Source organism: Streptomyces sp. NPDC030143 (assembly GCF_055573695.1).
Window position 1 is genome coordinate 57,305 of sequence record NZ_JBVIAY010000007.1, and the last position, 15,030, is coordinate 72,334.

The 15,030-nt window shown below is 71.0% G+C and carries 19 protein-coding genes and 1 pseudogene; 16 read left to right on the forward strand and 4 right to left on the reverse strand.

Annotation, left to right across the window (positions count from 1 at the left end; all coding sequences use genetic code 11):
• Nucleotides 1-37 precede the first annotated feature (37 nt).
• From ACZ4YY_RS14515 to ACZ4YY_RS14535, 5 genes are all read left to right on the forward strand, one after another.
• The gene (locus ACZ4YY_RS14515) at nucleotides 38-775 is read left to right on the forward strand and encodes an LmeA family phospholipid-binding protein (RefSeq protein ID WP_468288732.1); all 738 of its coding nucleotides are present in this window, start codon (nucleotides 38-40) and stop codon (nucleotides 773-775) included.
• Nucleotides 776-992: 217 nt separating this feature from the next.
• On the forward strand, nucleotides 993-1,073 hold the full coding sequence (locus ACZ4YY_RS14520) for an Ms5788A family Cys-rich leader peptide (RefSeq protein WP_350751515.1): 81 nt from the start codon (nucleotides 993-995) through the stop codon (nucleotides 1,071-1,073).
• A 126-nt stretch (nucleotides 1,074-1,199) separates the two neighbouring features.
• Nucleotides 1,200-2,045 carry a sulfurtransferase gene (locus ACZ4YY_RS14525; protein WP_468288734.1) on the forward strand — a complete coding sequence of 282 codons (846 nt, stop codon included), beginning with the start codon at nucleotides 1,200-1,202 and terminating at the stop codon, nucleotides 2,043-2,045.
• 41 nt (nucleotides 2,046-2,086) lie between these two features.
• Nucleotides 2,087-2,374 carry a DUF1416 domain-containing protein gene (locus ACZ4YY_RS14530; protein ID WP_003991226.1) on the forward strand — a complete coding sequence of 96 codons (288 nt, stop codon included), beginning with the start codon at nucleotides 2,087-2,089 and terminating at the stop codon, nucleotides 2,372-2,374.
• Between the two features lie 89 nt (nucleotides 2,375-2,463).
• The gene (locus ACZ4YY_RS14535) at nucleotides 2,464-2,724 is read left to right on the forward strand and encodes a DUF3099 domain-containing protein (RefSeq protein WP_468288737.1); all 261 of its coding nucleotides are present in this window, start codon (nucleotides 2,464-2,466) and stop codon (nucleotides 2,722-2,724) included.
• 19 nt (nucleotides 2,725-2,743) lie between these two features.
• On the opposite strand, the gene ACZ4YY_RS14540 is transcribed toward ACZ4YY_RS14535, so the two are convergent.
• A complete protein-coding gene (locus tag ACZ4YY_RS14540; RefSeq protein ID WP_468288740.1) occupies nucleotides 2,744-3,106 on the reverse strand; it encodes a DsrE family protein in 363 nt (120 codons plus the stop codon).
• Nucleotides 3,107-3,363: 257 nt separating this feature from the next.
• On the opposite strand from ACZ4YY_RS14540, the gene ACZ4YY_RS14545 reads away from it, so the two are divergent.
• Genes ACZ4YY_RS14545 through ygfZ form a run of 3 tightly spaced genes read left to right on the forward strand, consistent with a single transcriptional unit; the run spans nucleotide 3,364 to nucleotide 5,368 of the window.
• Nucleotides 3,364-3,939 carry a heme-binding beta-barrel domain-containing protein gene (locus ACZ4YY_RS14545; RefSeq protein ID WP_468288743.1) on the forward strand — a complete coding sequence of 192 codons (576 nt, stop codon included), beginning with the start codon at nucleotides 3,364-3,366 and terminating at the stop codon, nucleotides 3,937-3,939.
• A gap of 16 nt (nucleotides 3,940-3,955) precedes the next feature.
• A complete protein-coding gene (locus tag ACZ4YY_RS14550) occupies nucleotides 3,956-4,393 on the forward strand; it encodes a Fur family transcriptional regulator (protein WP_468288745.1) in 438 nt (145 codons plus the stop codon).
• 9 nt (nucleotides 4,394-4,402) lie between these two features.
• A complete protein-coding gene (gene ygfZ, locus ACZ4YY_RS14555; protein WP_468288748.1) occupies nucleotides 4,403-5,368 on the forward strand; it encodes a CAF17-like 4Fe-4S cluster assembly/insertion protein YgfZ in 966 nt (321 codons plus the stop codon).
• Nucleotides 5,369-5,428: 60 nt separating this feature from the next.
• On the opposite strand, the gene dtd is transcribed toward ygfZ, so the two are convergent.
• Nucleotides 5,429-5,854, reverse strand: coding sequence for a D-aminoacyl-tRNA deacylase (dtd, locus tag ACZ4YY_RS14560; protein ID WP_468288751.1), 426 nt, complete (start codon nucleotides 5,852-5,854; stop codon nucleotides 5,429-5,431).
• A gap of 159 nt (nucleotides 5,855-6,013) precedes the next feature.
• Between dtd and ACZ4YY_RS14565 the strand changes: the two genes are divergently transcribed.
• The 3 genes and pseudogenes from ACZ4YY_RS14565 (at nucleotide 6,014) to ACZ4YY_RS14575 (ending at nucleotide 8,725) form a co-directional block, all read left to right on the forward strand.
• Nucleotides 6,014-6,646 carry an RsiG family protein gene (locus ACZ4YY_RS14565; RefSeq protein WP_468288754.1) on the forward strand — a complete coding sequence of 211 codons (633 nt, stop codon included), beginning with the start codon at nucleotides 6,014-6,016 and terminating at the stop codon, nucleotides 6,644-6,646.
• Between the two features lie 243 nt (nucleotides 6,647-6,889).
• A pseudogene (locus ACZ4YY_RS14570) lies at nucleotides 6,890-7,492 on the forward strand (sterol carrier protein domain-containing protein); the annotation flags it as partial.
• A gap of 309 nt (nucleotides 7,493-7,801) precedes the next feature.
• Nucleotides 7,802-8,725, forward strand: coding sequence for a winged helix-turn-helix domain-containing protein (locus ACZ4YY_RS14575; RefSeq protein WP_468288757.1), 924 nt, complete (start codon nucleotides 7,802-7,804; stop codon nucleotides 8,723-8,725).
• Here ACZ4YY_RS14575 and ACZ4YY_RS14580 read toward each other — a convergent pair.
• Nucleotides 8,715-8,897 carry a hypothetical protein gene (locus ACZ4YY_RS14580; RefSeq protein WP_468288759.1) on the reverse strand — a complete coding sequence of 61 codons (183 nt, stop codon included), beginning with the start codon at nucleotides 8,895-8,897 and terminating at the stop codon, nucleotides 8,715-8,717. The genes ACZ4YY_RS14575 and ACZ4YY_RS14580 overlap by 11 nt on opposite strands.
• 169 nt (nucleotides 8,898-9,066) lie before the next feature.
• Here ACZ4YY_RS14580 and ACZ4YY_RS14585 point away from each other — a divergent pair, with 169 nt between their 5' ends.
• Nucleotides 9,067-9,936: a winged helix-turn-helix domain-containing protein gene (locus tag ACZ4YY_RS14585; RefSeq protein WP_468288762.1), complete on the forward strand. Its 870-nt coding sequence runs from the start codon at nucleotides 9,067-9,069 to the stop codon at nucleotides 9,934-9,936.
• Nucleotides 9,936-10,700 carry an HAD family hydrolase gene (locus ACZ4YY_RS14590; protein ID WP_468288765.1) on the forward strand — a complete coding sequence of 255 codons (765 nt, stop codon included), beginning with the start codon at nucleotides 9,936-9,938 and terminating at the stop codon, nucleotides 10,698-10,700. Before ACZ4YY_RS14585 ends, ACZ4YY_RS14590 begins: the two co-directional genes overlap by 1 nt.
• On the opposite strand, the gene ACZ4YY_RS14595 is transcribed toward ACZ4YY_RS14590, so the two are convergent.
• Entirely contained in the window at nucleotides 10,691-10,873 is a 183-nt protein-coding gene (locus ACZ4YY_RS14595) for a hypothetical protein (RefSeq protein WP_468288768.1), read from the reverse strand. The two genes, ACZ4YY_RS14590 and ACZ4YY_RS14595, sit on opposite strands and share 10 nt — an antisense overlap.
• Nucleotides 10,874-11,047: 174 nt before the next feature.
• On the opposite strand from ACZ4YY_RS14595, the gene ACZ4YY_RS14600 reads away from it, so the two are divergent.
• From ACZ4YY_RS14600 to ACZ4YY_RS14610, 3 genes are all read left to right on the forward strand, one after another.
• Nucleotides 11,048-11,920, forward strand: coding sequence for a winged helix-turn-helix domain-containing protein (locus ACZ4YY_RS14600; protein WP_468288771.1), 873 nt, complete (start codon nucleotides 11,048-11,050; stop codon nucleotides 11,918-11,920).
• A gap of 357 nt (nucleotides 11,921-12,277) precedes the next feature.
• The gene (locus ACZ4YY_RS14605; RefSeq protein ID WP_468289451.1) at nucleotides 12,278-14,395 is read left to right on the forward strand and encodes a phosphotransferase; all 2,118 of its coding nucleotides are present in this window, start codon (nucleotides 12,278-12,280) and stop codon (nucleotides 14,393-14,395) included.
• 9 nt (nucleotides 14,396-14,404) lie between these two features.
• Nucleotides 14,405-15,028 carry a TetR/AcrR family transcriptional regulator gene (locus ACZ4YY_RS14610; protein ID WP_468288774.1) on the forward strand — a complete coding sequence of 208 codons (624 nt, stop codon included), beginning with the start codon at nucleotides 14,405-14,407 and terminating at the stop codon, nucleotides 15,026-15,028.
• The last annotated feature ends 2 nt before the right edge of the window (nucleotides 15,029-15,030 follow it).

The window sequence follows — 15,030 nt, forward strand, 5'->3', positions numbered from 1 at the left end:
TCGACCGTCTGACCGTCCGGGTGGGGGAACCAACCGCATGCGTGCCCTTCGAATACTGCTGATCCTCGTCGTGGTCCTGGGCGGTCTGTTCGTGCTCGCGGACCGCCTCGCCGTGAACTTCGCGGAGGACGAGGCCGCGTCCAAGCTGAAGGCGACCGAGAACCTCGCCGCCACCCCGGACGTGTCCATCAAGGGCTTCCCCTTCCTCACCCAGGTCGTCGGCGGCGAGCTGGACGACGTCGAGGTCGGCATCGACGACTACGAGGCCGCCGCCGGTGCCGAGGGCCAGAAGATCCGCATCCAGGACCTCGAAGCGAACATGAAGGGGGTCGAGTTCTCCGGCGACTTCAGCTCCGCCACGGCCGCCACCGCCACCGGCACGGCGTCCATCAGCTACGCCGAGCTGCTGAAGACTGCCAAGAGCGAGCCCACCGACGTCGCGCCGGGTGTCACCGCCGAGGTCATCGGCCTCTCCGACGGCGGCAACGGCAAGATCAAGGTCACCGTCGAGGCGACCGTCCTCGGCACCAAGCTGCCCCAGCCCCTGTCCGTGCTCAGCACGGTCGGCGTCGAGGGCGACACCGTCCGGGTGCACGCCGACTCGCTGCCCAGCTTCGGCGGGGTGCAGGCCGCGGAGAACGAGGTCCGCTCGATCACCGACTTCGAGCAGAAGATCGACGACCTGCCCGGCGGCATCACCCTCGACAAGGTCGAGGCGGGCCGCAACGGTGTGGAGATCACCGTGAAGGGTTCCAACGTCGTCCTCGCCGGGTAACACACCCCCCCGACCGGCCGTCCCCCGCTCGTGGACGGCCTCTGTCCGACTGGCGAGACACAGTCGTCCGTACCGTAGATGTGAGGACGGACACCCGCGCCCGGATGCCGTGCGACCGCGGCCCGGGCGCTCTTTCTTTCCCACCATGCGGACGATCGCATCTCGGCATATGACACGCCGGTGACACGCCCGCCGATCCGTCCCTACGATCGGCAGCATGAAGCGACAGGCGGACCTCACGAAGCGGCGGGCAGTAGACCTGTGCCGCGTCGCCGCCATGCTCTGTCGCCCCTTCTGAGCGGAAGCTCCGACTTCCGTATCCCCAGCCGCCCTGCCCCAGGGCATCCGTGCGTCGCCCGGTGCGGCCGCGCACGTCTCCCACCCTGCCCCACCCCCGCCGCAACTGCCCCGGAGGAGAACGAGCATGAGCCGCAGCGACGTCCTGGTCGACGCCGACTGGCTGCAGGACCACCTGGACGACGAGAACATCGCCGTCGTCGAGGTGGACGAGGACACGTCGGCCTACGAGAAGAACCACATCAAGAACGCGATCCGGATCGACTGGACCAAGGACCTCCAGGACCCGGTCCGCCGTGACTTCATCGACCAGGAGGGCTTCGAGAAGCTCCTGTCGAAGAAGGGCATCGCCAACGACACCCTGGTGATCCTCTACGGCGGCAACAACAACTGGTTCGCGTCCTACGCCTACTGGTACTTCAAGCTCTACGGTCACGAGAACGTCAAGCTCCTCGACGGCGGCCGCAAGAAGTGGGAGCTGGACGCCCGCGAGCTCGTCGCCGGCGACGAGGTCCCCGAGCGCCCGGCCACCGAGTACAGGGCCAAGCCGCAGGACACGTCCATCCGCGCCTTCCGTGACGACGTCGTCGCCGCGATCGGCTCGCAGAACCTGGTCGACGTCCGCTCGCCCGACGAGTTCTCCGGCAAGCTGCTCGCCCCCGCGCACCTGCCGCAGGAGCAGTCGCAGCGTCCGGGCCACGTCCCGTCGGCCAAGAACATCCCGTGGTCGAAGAACGCCAACGACGACGGCACCTTCAAGTCGGACGAGGAGCTCAAGGAGCTCTACGCCGAGGAGAGCGTCGACCTGGCCAAGGACACGATCGCCTACTGCCGCATCGGTGAGCGCTCGGCCCTGACCTGGTTCGTGCTGCACGAGCTGCTGGGCGTGGAGAACGTCAAGAACTACGACGGCTCCTGGACCGAGTACGGCTCCCTCGTCGGCGTGCCGATCGAGCTCGGCGCCGGCAAGTAAGAACCCGACCGACCTTTCATCACCTTCTTCAGGAGTACGACATGTGTGGAGCGAAGGCCGGCGGCCCCGACGCCTCGACGATCAAGCCCGGTGAGACCACCATCCAGGGTCAGGTGACCAAGGACGGCGAGCCGGTGGTCGGCTACGTCCGCCTGCTGGACTCGACCGGCGAGTTCACCGCGGAGGTCCCCACCTCCGCCACGGGCCAGTTCCGCTTCTACGCGGCCGAAGGCACCTGGACCGTTCGCGCCCTCGTCCCCGGCGCCACCGCCGACCGCACGGTCGTCGCGCAGCAGGGCGGGCTCGCGGAGGTCGCGATCGCGGTCTGAGCGACACCGGACCGGCCGCAGGGCCGCACCCCACGGGTTGGACGCCTCGGGGTGCGGCCCTGCGCCGTGTGCGGGCCTACGCTGGAGTCATGTACGCGAGGCGCCGGCACACGTACTTCGCCATGATGGGCACCTGCATCGCGCTGTTCGTCCTGGCCTGGGGAGTCGTGCGTCTGTGGTCGGTCCCGGTGGCCGTCGGCATGTGCGTGGTCGCCATGGTCATCCCGCCGCTCGCCGCGGTGGTCGCCAACCGCCGCGGCCCGGAGGACCGCTGGTGGGACGACCCCTCCGGCGATCCGCAGTCCGACGCGTGGTGGGACGAGCTGGACGGCAGGAACCGCCGGCCCTAGCCGGAGGCGGCCGGCCCTATCAGTAGACGAGCGCCTGCGTCCCGTCCGCCATGGCCTCCTGCACGAACACCTGCGCCCCCGCGATCCGCACGCCCTCCAGGACGTCCTTCTCCGTGATGTCGCGCCGGGCCGCGCACTGCGTGCACAACGTGATCCGGCCGCCCGCCAGGATCGCGTCGACCAGGTCCGGCAGCGGCGCCGCGTGCGGCAGCTCGAACTCGGCCGCCCGGCCCGGCAGCGCGAACCACGAGGACTCCCCGGTGAGCCACAGGGAGACCTCGACCCCACTGGCCACGGCCACCCCCGCCACCGTGAACGCCTGCGAACACCGCTCGGGGGCGTCCGCCCCCGCCGTCACCTTGATCACGAGCTTCTTCGCCATGCTCGAATCGTAGGCTCCGGGCGAGGGGAGTACCTCACACGGAGGCGCCCGCCCCGGCCGCGTAAGCTGGGGTCCGGCCCTGTGTACCCGTGTACCGAAACGCGCTCATCCCGAGGAGCACCCCGTGGAGATCTTCTTCGAAGCCCTGCTGGTCCTGGTCTGCGTCGGCGTGCTCGCCTTCGCCGGACTGACCGTGAAGAAGCTGTACCAGGGCCAGCGCTGACCCCCGTCAAGGAACCGACCAGGAACCGTCACTCATGATCGAGATCCCGTCCGACCTCCACAAGGACCTCGTCCCCCTCGCCTTCCTGCTGGGCAGCTGGGCGGGCGCGGGTGTGCACGACTTCCCCGGCTCGGAGAAGTGCAACTTCGGCCAGGAGGTCACCTTCACGCACGACGGCCGGGACTTCCTGGAGTACCGGTCCCACACCTGGGTCCTGGACAACGACGGCAACAAGGTCCGCCCCCTGGAGTCCGAGTCGGGCTTCTGGCGGATCGACGCCGAGCGCCGGGTCGAGGTCACGATGACCCGCGACGACGGTGTCATCGAGATCTGGTACGGCGAGCTGGCCGACAAGAAGCCCCAGATCGACCTGGTCACGGACGCGGTGGCCCGTACGGCCGCCTCCCGGCCGTACACCGGCGGCAAGCGGCTCTACGGCTACGTCAAGAGCGACCTCATGTGGGTCGGCGAGAAGCAGACCCCCGAGGTCGAGCTGCGCCCCTACATGTCGGCGCACCTGAAGAAGGTCGTCACCCCGGAGGAGGTCGAGCGCTGGGCGAAGGCCCTGCCCGACGACATGCCGGACGACGGGATCGCCTTCTTCAAGTAGTCCTAGACTGGCCGGTGTGGTGAGCACCGACTGGAAGAGCGACCTCAGGCAGCGCGGCTACCGGCTGACGCCGCAGCGCCAGCTTGTCCTCGAAGCCGTGGACACCCTGGAGCACGCGACCCCCGACGACATCCTCGTGGAAGTGAGGAAGACGGCGTCGGGGGTCAACATTTCCACCGTCTACCGGACCCTGGAGCTCCTGGAGGAGCTCGGGCTGGTCAGTCACGCGCACCTGGGACACGGGGCGCCGACGTACCACCTCGCCGACCGGCACCACCACATCCACCTCGTGTGCCGCGACTGCGAGAACGTCATCGAGGCGGACGTGTCGGTGGCGGCCGAGTTCACGGCGAAGCTGCGCGAGACGTTCGGCTTCGACACCGACATGAAGCACTTCGCGATCTTCGGGCGGTGCCAGGACTGCTCCCTGAAGGGTTCAACTACCGAGTCGTAGGCTAGGCATATGAAGAGCCCCCTGCTGTCCCTGCCCGGCGCCGTGCCCGCCGAGGGTGTGGACGAAGGCGTCGCCGCCCACTACGGCGACCTGTTCCGCGAGCAGCGCGCCCTCGCCGACGGCACCGGATTCGTCGACCTCTCGCACCGGGGGGTCGTGACGGTCTCCGGTGAGGACCGGCTCAGCTGGCTGCATCTGCTGCTGACCCAGCACGTCAGCGACCTCCCCAGCGGCCGGGCCACCGAGGCGCTGATCCTCTCCGCGCACGGCCACATCGAGCACGCGCTCTACCTGGTGGACGACGGCGCGACGGTCTGGGCGCACGTCGAACCCGGCACCCAGGACGCGCTGGTCGCCTACCTGGAGTCGATGAAGTTCTTCTACCGGGTCGAGGTCGCCGACCGCACAGACGAGTTCGCCGTGGTGCACCTGCCCGCCGGCTCCATCGCCGAGGTGCCCGAGGGCGTCGTCGTCCGCGAGACCCCGTACGGCCGTGACCTCTTCCTGCCGCGCGCCGAGCTGGAGCCGTACGCCGCGCGGTCCGGCCCCGCCGTGGGGATCCTCGCCCACGAGGCGCTGCGGGTCGAGCACCACCGCCCGCGCCTCGGCTTCGAGACCGACCACCGCACCATCCCGCACGAGCTGGGCTGGATCGGCAGCGCCGTCCACCTCCAGAAGGGCTGCTACCGCGGCCAGGAGACCGTCGCCCGCGTCCAGAACCTCGGCAAGCCGCCGCGTCGGCTGGTCTTCCTGCACCTGGACGGCAGCGAGGTCCATCTGCCGCCCTCCGGCACCGGCATCCGCCTCGCGGACGACGGGCCCGACGGCCGCAGGATCGGCTTCATCACCACGTCCGCACGGCACCACGAACTCGGTCCGGTGGCGCTCGCGCTGATCAAGCGGAACGTGCCCGTGGACGCGCGACTCGTCGCCGACACGACGGCCGCGGCCCAGGAAGTCGTCGTCGAGCCGTAGCGGGCCCGGGGTGCCCGCGGCGGAGCCCTCGGCCTTCTAGGGGGTGTTTCGAAACACCCCCTAGATCTCGATCAGTACGGTGAACGGGCCGTCGTTCGTCAGCGACACCCGCATCTGCGCGCCGAACCGGCCCGTCGCCACCGTCGCTCCCAGGGCGCGCAGCCGGGCGACGACCTCGTCCACGAGCGGCTCGGCCACGTCGCCCGGCGCCGCCGCGTTCCAGGTGGGACGGCGGCCCTTGCGGGCGTCCCCGTACAGCGTGAACTGGCTGATGACCAGCAGGGGCGCGTCGATGTCGCTGCACGACCGCTCGTCGGCCAGCATGCGGATCGACCACAGCTTGCGGGCGAGCTGTGCTGCCTTCTCCTTGGTGTCCTCGTGCGTGACGCCGACGAGGACGCACAGCCCCTCGCCCTCGATCGACCCGACCGTCTCGCCGTCCACGACGACGCTCGCGCCGTCCACCCTCTGCACCACCGCACGCATGCGGACCATCATGCCGTGCCGTCGGCGCTTCCCGGAAAGGGCCTCTTTTTGATCCTTTGGCCCGCATCTGGGGCCGTTCGGGGGCTCTCGGTCACACTTCGGCCCTTTGGGGTGGCACGATGCTTCCCACACGCCGGTCGAGGGGACGGTAGGCAACACATGAGCACACCGAGTACCGGGCAGCTGGGCCAGACCACCCGGCGCACGCCCGTACAGCGCACCGACAGTCCGCCCTGCACACCACCGGCGGAGCCACCCGAACACGACCTGACCCGGCTGAGCCTGCCCGAGCTGCGCACCCTGCGCCGGGACGCCCAGCGCGACGAGGCCGACCTGAGCTACCTACGACGGCTGCTCCAGGGGAGGATCGACATCCTGCGCGCGGAACTGAACCGGCGTGTGCCGGCGACGTCCGCCGCGCGCGCGGACGGGACCCGCGGGACCGCGGCGGCCTCTTCGGCCTCCGCGGTGTCCGTGGTGGCACGCCTGTCGGAGATCCTCACCGACGCCCCGGCCCGCCACCGCTCCTCGGCCCGCCACGTCACGCTCGGAACCCCGCACAGCGAGGAGTACGGCCGGCTGGCCGCCGAGATGCTCTCCGAGGTCGAGCTCTCCGACCTGGGCGCCCGCACGGACCCCGAACTCCACGAGGCGATGGCCCGCCTGGTCCGCTACGAACAGCGGGTCTCCGGCCGCCGCCAGCGCCTCCAGCGCACCGCCGACGACTGCGGCGCGGAGATCACCCGCCGGTACCGGGAGGGGGAGGCGCAGGTGGACGACCTGCTGATGTGAGGTGGCTGCGCCCCCGCGTCCGGGGGCGCAGGACCGAGAGCCGGGGAGGCGCTACGCCCCCGGCCGAGGGGAAGCACGACGCCCGGGGCGGCCAGAGGGGCTACGCCCGGGCAGGCCACAGGGAGGCGTGACGCCCGGGCAGCCACAGGGGGGCGTGACGCCCGGGCCGTGGGAGCGCGCACGGCGTTCAGGCTTCCCGCAGGAGCTGACCGCCGTGGGCGGTACACCCGTGCCGGCCGACGCGCCGTGTACCGCTCGGCGGACGGCCGGGTCGAAGGGCTGGTCTCCTACACGGTGGACGACCGGTGGGGTGACGCCAAGCAGCCGTTGAACACTGCGTAGGTGCGGTGGCTGATCACCTCGTCCCCGGCCGCCGAGCGCGCCCTGTGGCACTACCTCTGCTCGATCGACTGGGTGGTGAGTGTGCGGTCCGGCAGCCGCTCCCCCGACGACCTGCTCCCGCTGCTGCCCGATCCGCGGGCGGCCCGGATCACCACGCAGGCGGACTGGCTGTGGGTGCGGATCCTGGACGTCGTACGGGCGTTGGAGGCGCGGACCTATGCCGGGCCGGGGGCGCTGGTGCTGGAGGTGGTGGACCGGGCCGGCCTGGCCGGCGGCCGCTTCCTGCTGGACGCGGCCGCCGACAGGGCGTCCTGCACCCCGACGACCCGCGACGCCGATCTCACGCTCGACGTGGCCGAGCTGGCGGCGCTGTGGCTGGGCGACGAGTCGGCGGTGCGGCTGGCGGCACTGGGCCGGCTCCGGGAAGAACGAGCGGGCGCCGCCCCGGAGGCCGACGCCCTGCTGCGCACGCCCAGGCGACCTTGGTGCCCGGACCTGTTCTGAGCGCTCCTTCCCGCCGACGAGAACCGCGTGTGCTGTGCTGCTGTGCATCCGTAGCTGTTCAGTTGTGGCTGTGCGGGTGACGGTGTGAAGTTGTGGCTGTGCTCGCGTTCTGAAGTTGTGGCTGTGCGTCGGTGCCGACTGCTCGGGCTCCCGGCTCCCCTCCGGAAGGGAGCCCGACCGGCCAACCGTCTGGAAGCTTGACCATGTTGTGGAAGTTGGCTGCCAACTTCACTTTCCTTATGTCCGCTTGGAAGCGGCTTATAACCATCTCTCCTTGAACTGCCACAAGATGGCGGGAAGTTGTACTGTTTGGCCGTGGAGTCGGAACATGCCTCCGTCAATGGGCGGAAGGGCCGTGAGCGGCCGGCGCGGCCGCAGCGGACCCCCCGTGACGTTGCCGACGAGCTGCGCAGCCGGATCAGGTCCGGGGTGCTGCGGCCGGGTCAGCGCATGCCCACCCAGGCCCGGCTGGCGGACGAGTTCGGCGTGGAGCGGGGTGCGGTGCGCCAGGCCCTGCGCATCCTGCAGTCGGAGCACCTGCTCACCAACGTCTCCAAGGGTGCGCCCGCTCTGGTCGCCCCGGATCCCGGCGCGGCCGGGGCACCCCCGGGGCCCGGGACGACGCCGCAGCCGACGATGGTGGCGCTTACCCCGCGCATCGCGGAGGCCTTCGCCGCTCCGCACGTCGTGATCGACGCCCTGTGCCTGACCTCGGTCTCGCTGACGCTCGCGATCGGCGAGCCGCTGCGGCGGATCCACGCGGGGGAGCTGAAACCGGCCAAGATCGACGTACGGGTGCTGCTGCCGTCGCGGGACATCGACCTCGCCTTCCCGACGCCGGTGGACTCCTCGGCGACCGAGCGGCTGCAACGCCACTGGCTGGCCCACCGCAACGCCCAGGGCCAGGTGCTGCGCCACAACCTGCTGGCGCTGCGCACCACGCACGGCATCGACGTCAACGTCAGCTTCCGCGCGCTGCCCTTCACCCCGCCCGTCAAGCTCTACCTGCTGAACGGGGCGGAGGCGCTGTTCGCTTACTACACGGTCGAGCGGGGCGAACAGCAGGTGGGGCAGGAGCAACTGGAGATGTACGACGCCGAGGGCACGCGGTCGGTCCTGTTCGCCTTCGAGCAGGGGGCCGGACCGCGTGACACGACGTTCGTGGAACAGTCGCTCCTGTGGTTCGACGCGCTCTGGGAGACGATCAGCTCGGAACTGGTACTCACGAGCTGACCGCGGGGCCGGTCACCAGGAGGGCGAGGATCACGGCGCCGACCGAGCTGAGGGCCGGCCTCCTGGCCTTGATGCCGACGGTGAACAGGAGCAGGCCGACGGTGCCGGCGGTGCCGTACTTCCACTGCACGGTCTGCTCGAGGACGGCGGAGAGGAGGGCGTAGGCGGGCATGGTGGTTCCTCCCTTCGGGGGCGGGGTGCTGTGCGCCGGGCGGTGCGGATCAGTACTTCCGCCAACTCCGAGAAGTTGGCAACCAACTCTGACTAGGTTGTCCCCACTTGGCGGCAACTGCTAAACAACTTTCAAACAACTGTCCGTAGATGGGCGGAAGTTGTAGCGTTTGGTCGTGACCCAGGAGAACGTGGTAGTGAACGGCAGCAGAAGGCTCTCGCCCCAGGAGATCGCCGAGGTCCTGCGCGAACGCATCCGCGTCGGGGAGCTCAGGGCGGGCGACCGGCTGCCCACCCAGGCCGAGCTGGCCGACGAGTTCGGCGTGGAGCGCGGCGCCGTGCGCCAGGCCCTGCGGATGCTCCAGGAGGACGGTCTCCTCAGCAACGTCAGCAAGGGCAGCCCGCCGCGCGTCGCCGCGCCGACGCCCGCCCGCGAGGAGCCCCAGCCCACGATGGTGGGCCTGGCACCCCGGCTGACCGCCGCCTTCTCGGCGCCGCACGTGCGCGTCGACGCGGCCTGCCTCACCGCCGAGAGCCTCATCCCCGCCCTGGGCGAACCGCTGCGGCTGATCCACGGGGGCGTCCTGCGTCCGCGGAGCATCGACGTCCGCATCCTGCTGCCGTCCCGCGACATCAACCTCGCCTTCCCGGTCCCGGTGCGCGGCGACGACGACGCGGTCCACGAGCGCTGGCTGGCGATGCGCAACGCCCAGGGGCATGTCCTGCGCCACAACCTGCTGACCCTGCGCACGCACGGCATCGACGTGAACGTGACCTTCCGGGCGCTGCCGTTCACCCCGCCGGTGAAGCTGTACCTGCTCAACGGCGAGGAGGTGCTGATGGCGTACTACATGGTCACCCGTCGCGAGGAGGCCACCGACCACGGAACGCTCGACATGTACGACGTGCTCGGCACGGAGTCGCTGCTCTTCTCCTTCGAACGGGTGTCTGGTCAGCGTGACGCCTCGTTCGTCTCGGAATCCCAGAAGTGGTTCGACGCCCTCTGGGAAACCATCACGACGGACCTGACACTCTCCTAGTGACCTCTGATGCGACGCAGACCCGACAGGTGACTCCGCCCACCGCGTACGACGAGACCGAAGCGCTGCGGCAACTGATCGCGCCGGTACGGGTCGTGCTCTGGGACTTCGACGGGCCGGTGTGCCGGCTGTTCGCCGGACACTCGGCGGAGGGTGTGGCCGACGGCCTGGTGGAGTGGCTGGAGGGCCGGGGGCTGCGCGGGCTGTTGACGCAGGAGGAGCGCCAGTCGCTGGACCCGCACGTCGTCCTGCGCGCCGTGGGCCACCGGCACCCCGGCAGCGACCTGGTCACCGAGCTGGAGGAGCGCCTCACGCTGGAGGAGCTGAAGGCCACCTCGTCGGCCATGCCCACGGCGTGGGCCGATCCGCTGATCCGCACGTGGTCGGCGCTCGGTGTGCGGCTGGCGGTCACGACGAACAACTCGCCCCGCGTCGTCGACCGGTACCTGGACAGCCGTGGTCTGACGTCCTGCTTCGCCCCGCACGTCTACGGCCGCACCCGGGACCTGCACCTCCTCAAGCCCCATCCGCACTGCCTCAACCAGGCGCTGCGGGCCATGGGTTCGGCCCCCGGCGCCGCCCTGATGATCGGGGACACGCCCTCGGACCTCCTCGCCGCCCGGGGAGCCGGTGTGCCGTTCCTCGGCTACGCCCGGGACGAGGCCAAGGAGAAGCTGCTGCGGGACGCGGGTGCCACGGCGGTGGTCGGGTCGCTGGAGGCGGTGCTGACCACGGTGCTGGGCGCGGCCCGTCCTCAGGCCTGACTGGCCAGGACCACCAGCACGACCGCGGCCGTGACGGCCAGACCGTTGTGGCGGGCGCGGATTCCCATGCCCAGCATGAGGAGGAACACCACGCCCACCGTGCCGAGCCTCGCCTGGGTGAGGGTGCCGAGGGCGAGGGCGAGGAGTTCCCGGGACGCCGCTAACAGGAGCATGTCCTTCCACCTTCCTGCACATTTCAGTGAACCTTGCAAATCCCGGTCCAATTGGACTGGTTGTCTTGAGGTGGATGTGCCCTGCCCGTCTGATCCCTTAACCAACCGGCCCATGAGGACTGCTACTTGACTGAAAGTGGCGTGCCGACGGCAGGGGGGCGGTACGGTCGGCGTGTGGGTGAACGGCAGAGCGGTGACAGCGGCGGCAGGGAGTTCCAGCGGGTCGCGGACGAGCTGCGCTCCCGGATGGCGGAGGGCGTCTACCCGCTGCGTTCCTTCATCCCCTCCCAGCGCGACCTGGCCGAGGAGTTCAACGTCTCCCGGGACACCGTGCAGCGGGTGCTGCGGGAACTCGCCAACGAGGGGTGGATCGAGTCGCGGCAGGGCAGCGGCTCGCGCGTGGTGCGGACCCCGCGGATTCCCACGTCGACGCCCAGGCCGGACCGGGCCCGCCGGGCGGTCACCCTGGGCCCTCTCATCGGTGAGGCCTTCGAGCAGCCCGAGGTGACCCTGGACGTCTACACCCTGACGTCCGAGTCGCTCGACGCCCATCTCCGCGTCCAGGCGGAGCGCATCCACACCGGTGCCATCGCGCCCGAGCGCCTGACGCTGCGTCTGCTGCTGCCGTCCGAGGGCCTGCGCATGCCCTACCCGCGGCTGCGGGACGACAAGGGCGACCCGCGGCTGGAGGACCGGTTGCACGACATCACCCAGCGGCACACGGCGTCGCTGCGCGGCCTGCTCACCGACCTGCGCACCGAGGCGCTCGTGCCGGTCGTCGACCTGGAGATCCGGCACGCCCCGCTGGTCCCGCCGTTCAAGCTCTACCTCCTCAACGGCACCGAGGCACTGATGGGCCCGTACGAGGTGGTCGAACGCCCGATCGAGCTGGCCTCCGGGGAGACGGTCGCCGCGCTGGACGTGATGGGTCTCGGCGCCACGCTCACGCACTACGTGAAGAACAGTGACCCCAACTCGGTGGGCACGGTCTTCGTCGACAGCTGGCAGGCCTGGTTCGACTCGGTGTGGAACCTGCTCGCCGAGTAGCGGAGCGCGCCCGGCAGGGCGGCGGCGAGGGTGGCCGAGGGGTCGTTCCCCAGGGTGGCAAAGGGTCCGGGAGGCCTGCGCTAGCATGCGCCCCATCACGCGAGCAACCGCTCCCGTTCCTCCGTACGAGGTGGCGAACAGGCCGCCCGCGTACGGCCCGAAGCTCTGATGCGTGGCACGCCACCCCTCGCGGCCACCCGGATGACTCGTCGGCCGTGCGTCCCATCGCCGGGCACCTACCGTGTGCCATACCCGTCCAACCGTGCGAGTTCCTCGGAGCGGCAAGTGGTCGACCCCTTTGTTCCCCGTCACTGTCCCGGTGGGGAGCGAGCCGCCGGCGATCAGCGGACCGCCGCTCTGCGGGGATTCGTCAAGCAGGCGGAATCGACGCAGGCAACCAGCGGACACCACAACCGGAACTACGTGGTCCCGGTGACGGAGCAGGTGGCGGGCCTGCTCGGCCGGGCGCCGGGCACCCGCGTGACCGTGCGCATCCGGCGCCGTGACGCCCTCCCCGTCGTCATCAGGACCTGGCAGGACGAGGGCGCGATCCTCGCGGCCGTCGGGAGCGTCCTGAGCGACGCGCCCGAGTGCCTGGCCCAGCGCAGCGGCTTCGCCGTCCACAGCTTCGTGGAGGGGGTGCCGCTGTCCAGCGTCTGCGGAAACGGCAAGCCGGTCGACACGCTGCTCGTGACGGCACTGGTCGATCTGCTGGCCCGGATGACCCGGGTGCGCCCGGCGCTGCTGCCGCCCCTGCCCGCCGACTGGCCCGCCCAGCGCAGCGACAGCCAGGCCTTCCTGAAGTGCCTGGCCAGGCTCGCCGACCGGCAGATCCGCGAGCCCAACTGGGAGGAGTTCGGCGGGCTGTTCACGGCGCTCGGGGTCCCCGAGGACGCCCTGCTCCGCCTGGCCGGCCGGGTCCCCGCCATGGCCCGGCGGCCCTACAGCCTGCTCCACGCGGACCTGCACCGGGACAACCTGATCATGACCTACGACGGCAGCCCGCCGCTCGTCTGCGTCGACTGGGAGCTGGCCACCTACGGCGACCCCCTGCACGACCTCGCCGTCCACCTGGTGCGCATGCGGTACCCGTCCCACCAGTGGCCCGAGGTGATCGACGCCTGGGTGGCCGCGATGCGCGAGGTGCGGCCCGCCGCCGTCACGGGCGTCGCCAAGGACCTGCGCCACTACATCGACTTCGAGCGGGCCCAGTCCGTCTACCCGGACGTCATGCGGGCCGCGCGGTCGCTGGAGGAGGCGTTCACCCAGCCGCGGCTGGACGGGGCGGCCGCGGAGGTGCACAGGGCGCTGACGGCGGCGAAGGGGCCCCTGAGGCTGGGCAACGTCCCGGCGAAGGAGGAGATCGGGCGGGTGCTGTTCCGGTGGCTCATGTCCCGCGGCGGCATCCGGGGCCAGGACTGGATCGGCAAGGGCTGCGACTGGGAACCGGACCCCCGCGTCCCGGAGCACCCGGGCTTCCCGGCGCGAGCCGTGCGGGACGCCCTGCTGGCCGAGGGCGGTGCCCCGGCCGAACGGGTCTTCAAGGGGACCGCCCACCTCAACACGGTGGTCTGGGTGCCGGGCGACCCGATGCCGGTGGTCGTGCGGCGCATGCTGCCCAACGTGTGCCGCCGGGAGCCCAGTTACCTCAGCGAACACGCCGTGCTGCGCGCGATCCAGGAGTCGGGCGCGCAGGTGGCGGCCCCGAGGGTGCTCGCCCTGGGCAGGAGCTACCCGGACGATCCCTTCGCCGTGCACACCTACGTCGGACCCCCCCTCGGTCTGACGCCCGACCACCCCGTGCACGGGCTGCGCCCGCACGAGGCGGACGCGCTCGTCGACCAGCTGTGCGAGCTGAGGAAGGTCGACCACAGCCTGCTCGAGCCGCACGCCGGCGAGGTCGACTTCCACGAGTGGATGAAGGAGCAGCTCGTCGGCCTGGTGAAGAGCCTGCCGAAGGAGTCCCTCCAGCTGGCGCGGGCGCTCGGGCTGCCCGACCACTGGCGGCTGCGGTCCATCCTGTCGGGCAGCCGGGTGAGTCCCCGCAAGCCCGTACTGCTGCACGGCGACCTCAACCCGTGGAACCTGGTGCGCCGCGACGACGCCCTGGCGCTGACCATCATCGACTGGGAGATGGCACTCGTCGGCGACCCCCTCTACGACCTGGTCCGGCACATCCACCTCACGCCGACCAGCCGGGAGATCAGGGAGCGCATGTTCCGGCGGTGGGAGCGCACTCTGGAGCCGGCGTACACCGGCAACTGGTTCCTGGACCGGCACGTCTACCGCCGCATCGAGATCGTCCGCTCCGCCTACGTCGACCTCGACCGGCTCGTGACCGGCGCGAGTCTGGACGCCCCGAACGTCCGCAGGGCCGTCGACTCTTACGCCACCACCCTCGCCTCCGCCACGGCCGCCCTGGGCCTGCCCATGCCGCCGACGGCGAACCCGTACCTGGCGCGGGCGCTTGCGTAGGCTCGGTCCATGAGCGAGACCGGGCTGCGCGAGCGCAAGAGGCAGCGGATGTACCAGGCCGTGTCGGACATCGCCGTCCGGCTCTTCGTGGAGCGCGGCTTCGACGCGGTGTCCGTCGCGGAGGTCGCCGCCGCGGCGGAGATCTCCAAGCCGACCCTCTTCCGGTACTTCCCGGCCAAGGAGGACCTCGTCCTGCACCGGATCGCCGACCACGAGGGCGAGGCGGCGCGGGTGGTGGCCGCGGCGCGGCAGGAGGGCGTCGCGCCGCTGGCCGGCCTGCGCCGGCACTTCCTCGACGGGCTGGCCTGCGGCGACCCGGTCACCGGCCTCAACGACCACCCCGAGGTGCGGGCCTTCCACGCCCTTCTCTACGGCACGCCCGCCCTCGTCGCCCGTCTCCACGGCTACCGGGAACGGTCGGAGACCGCCCTCGCCGACGCCCTCGGCGGTGACCTCGACGCCCGGCTGGCCGCCGGCCAGATCATCGCCGTCCGCAGGATCCTCGCGGAGGAGAACTGGCGGCGGATCGCGTCGGGGGAGCGGGTGGAGGACGTGCGGCCGGACGCGGTGGCGGCGGCGGAGCGGGCGTTCGCGGTGCTCGGCGCGGGGCTGCCGCACCTCACCCACGTGTGAGA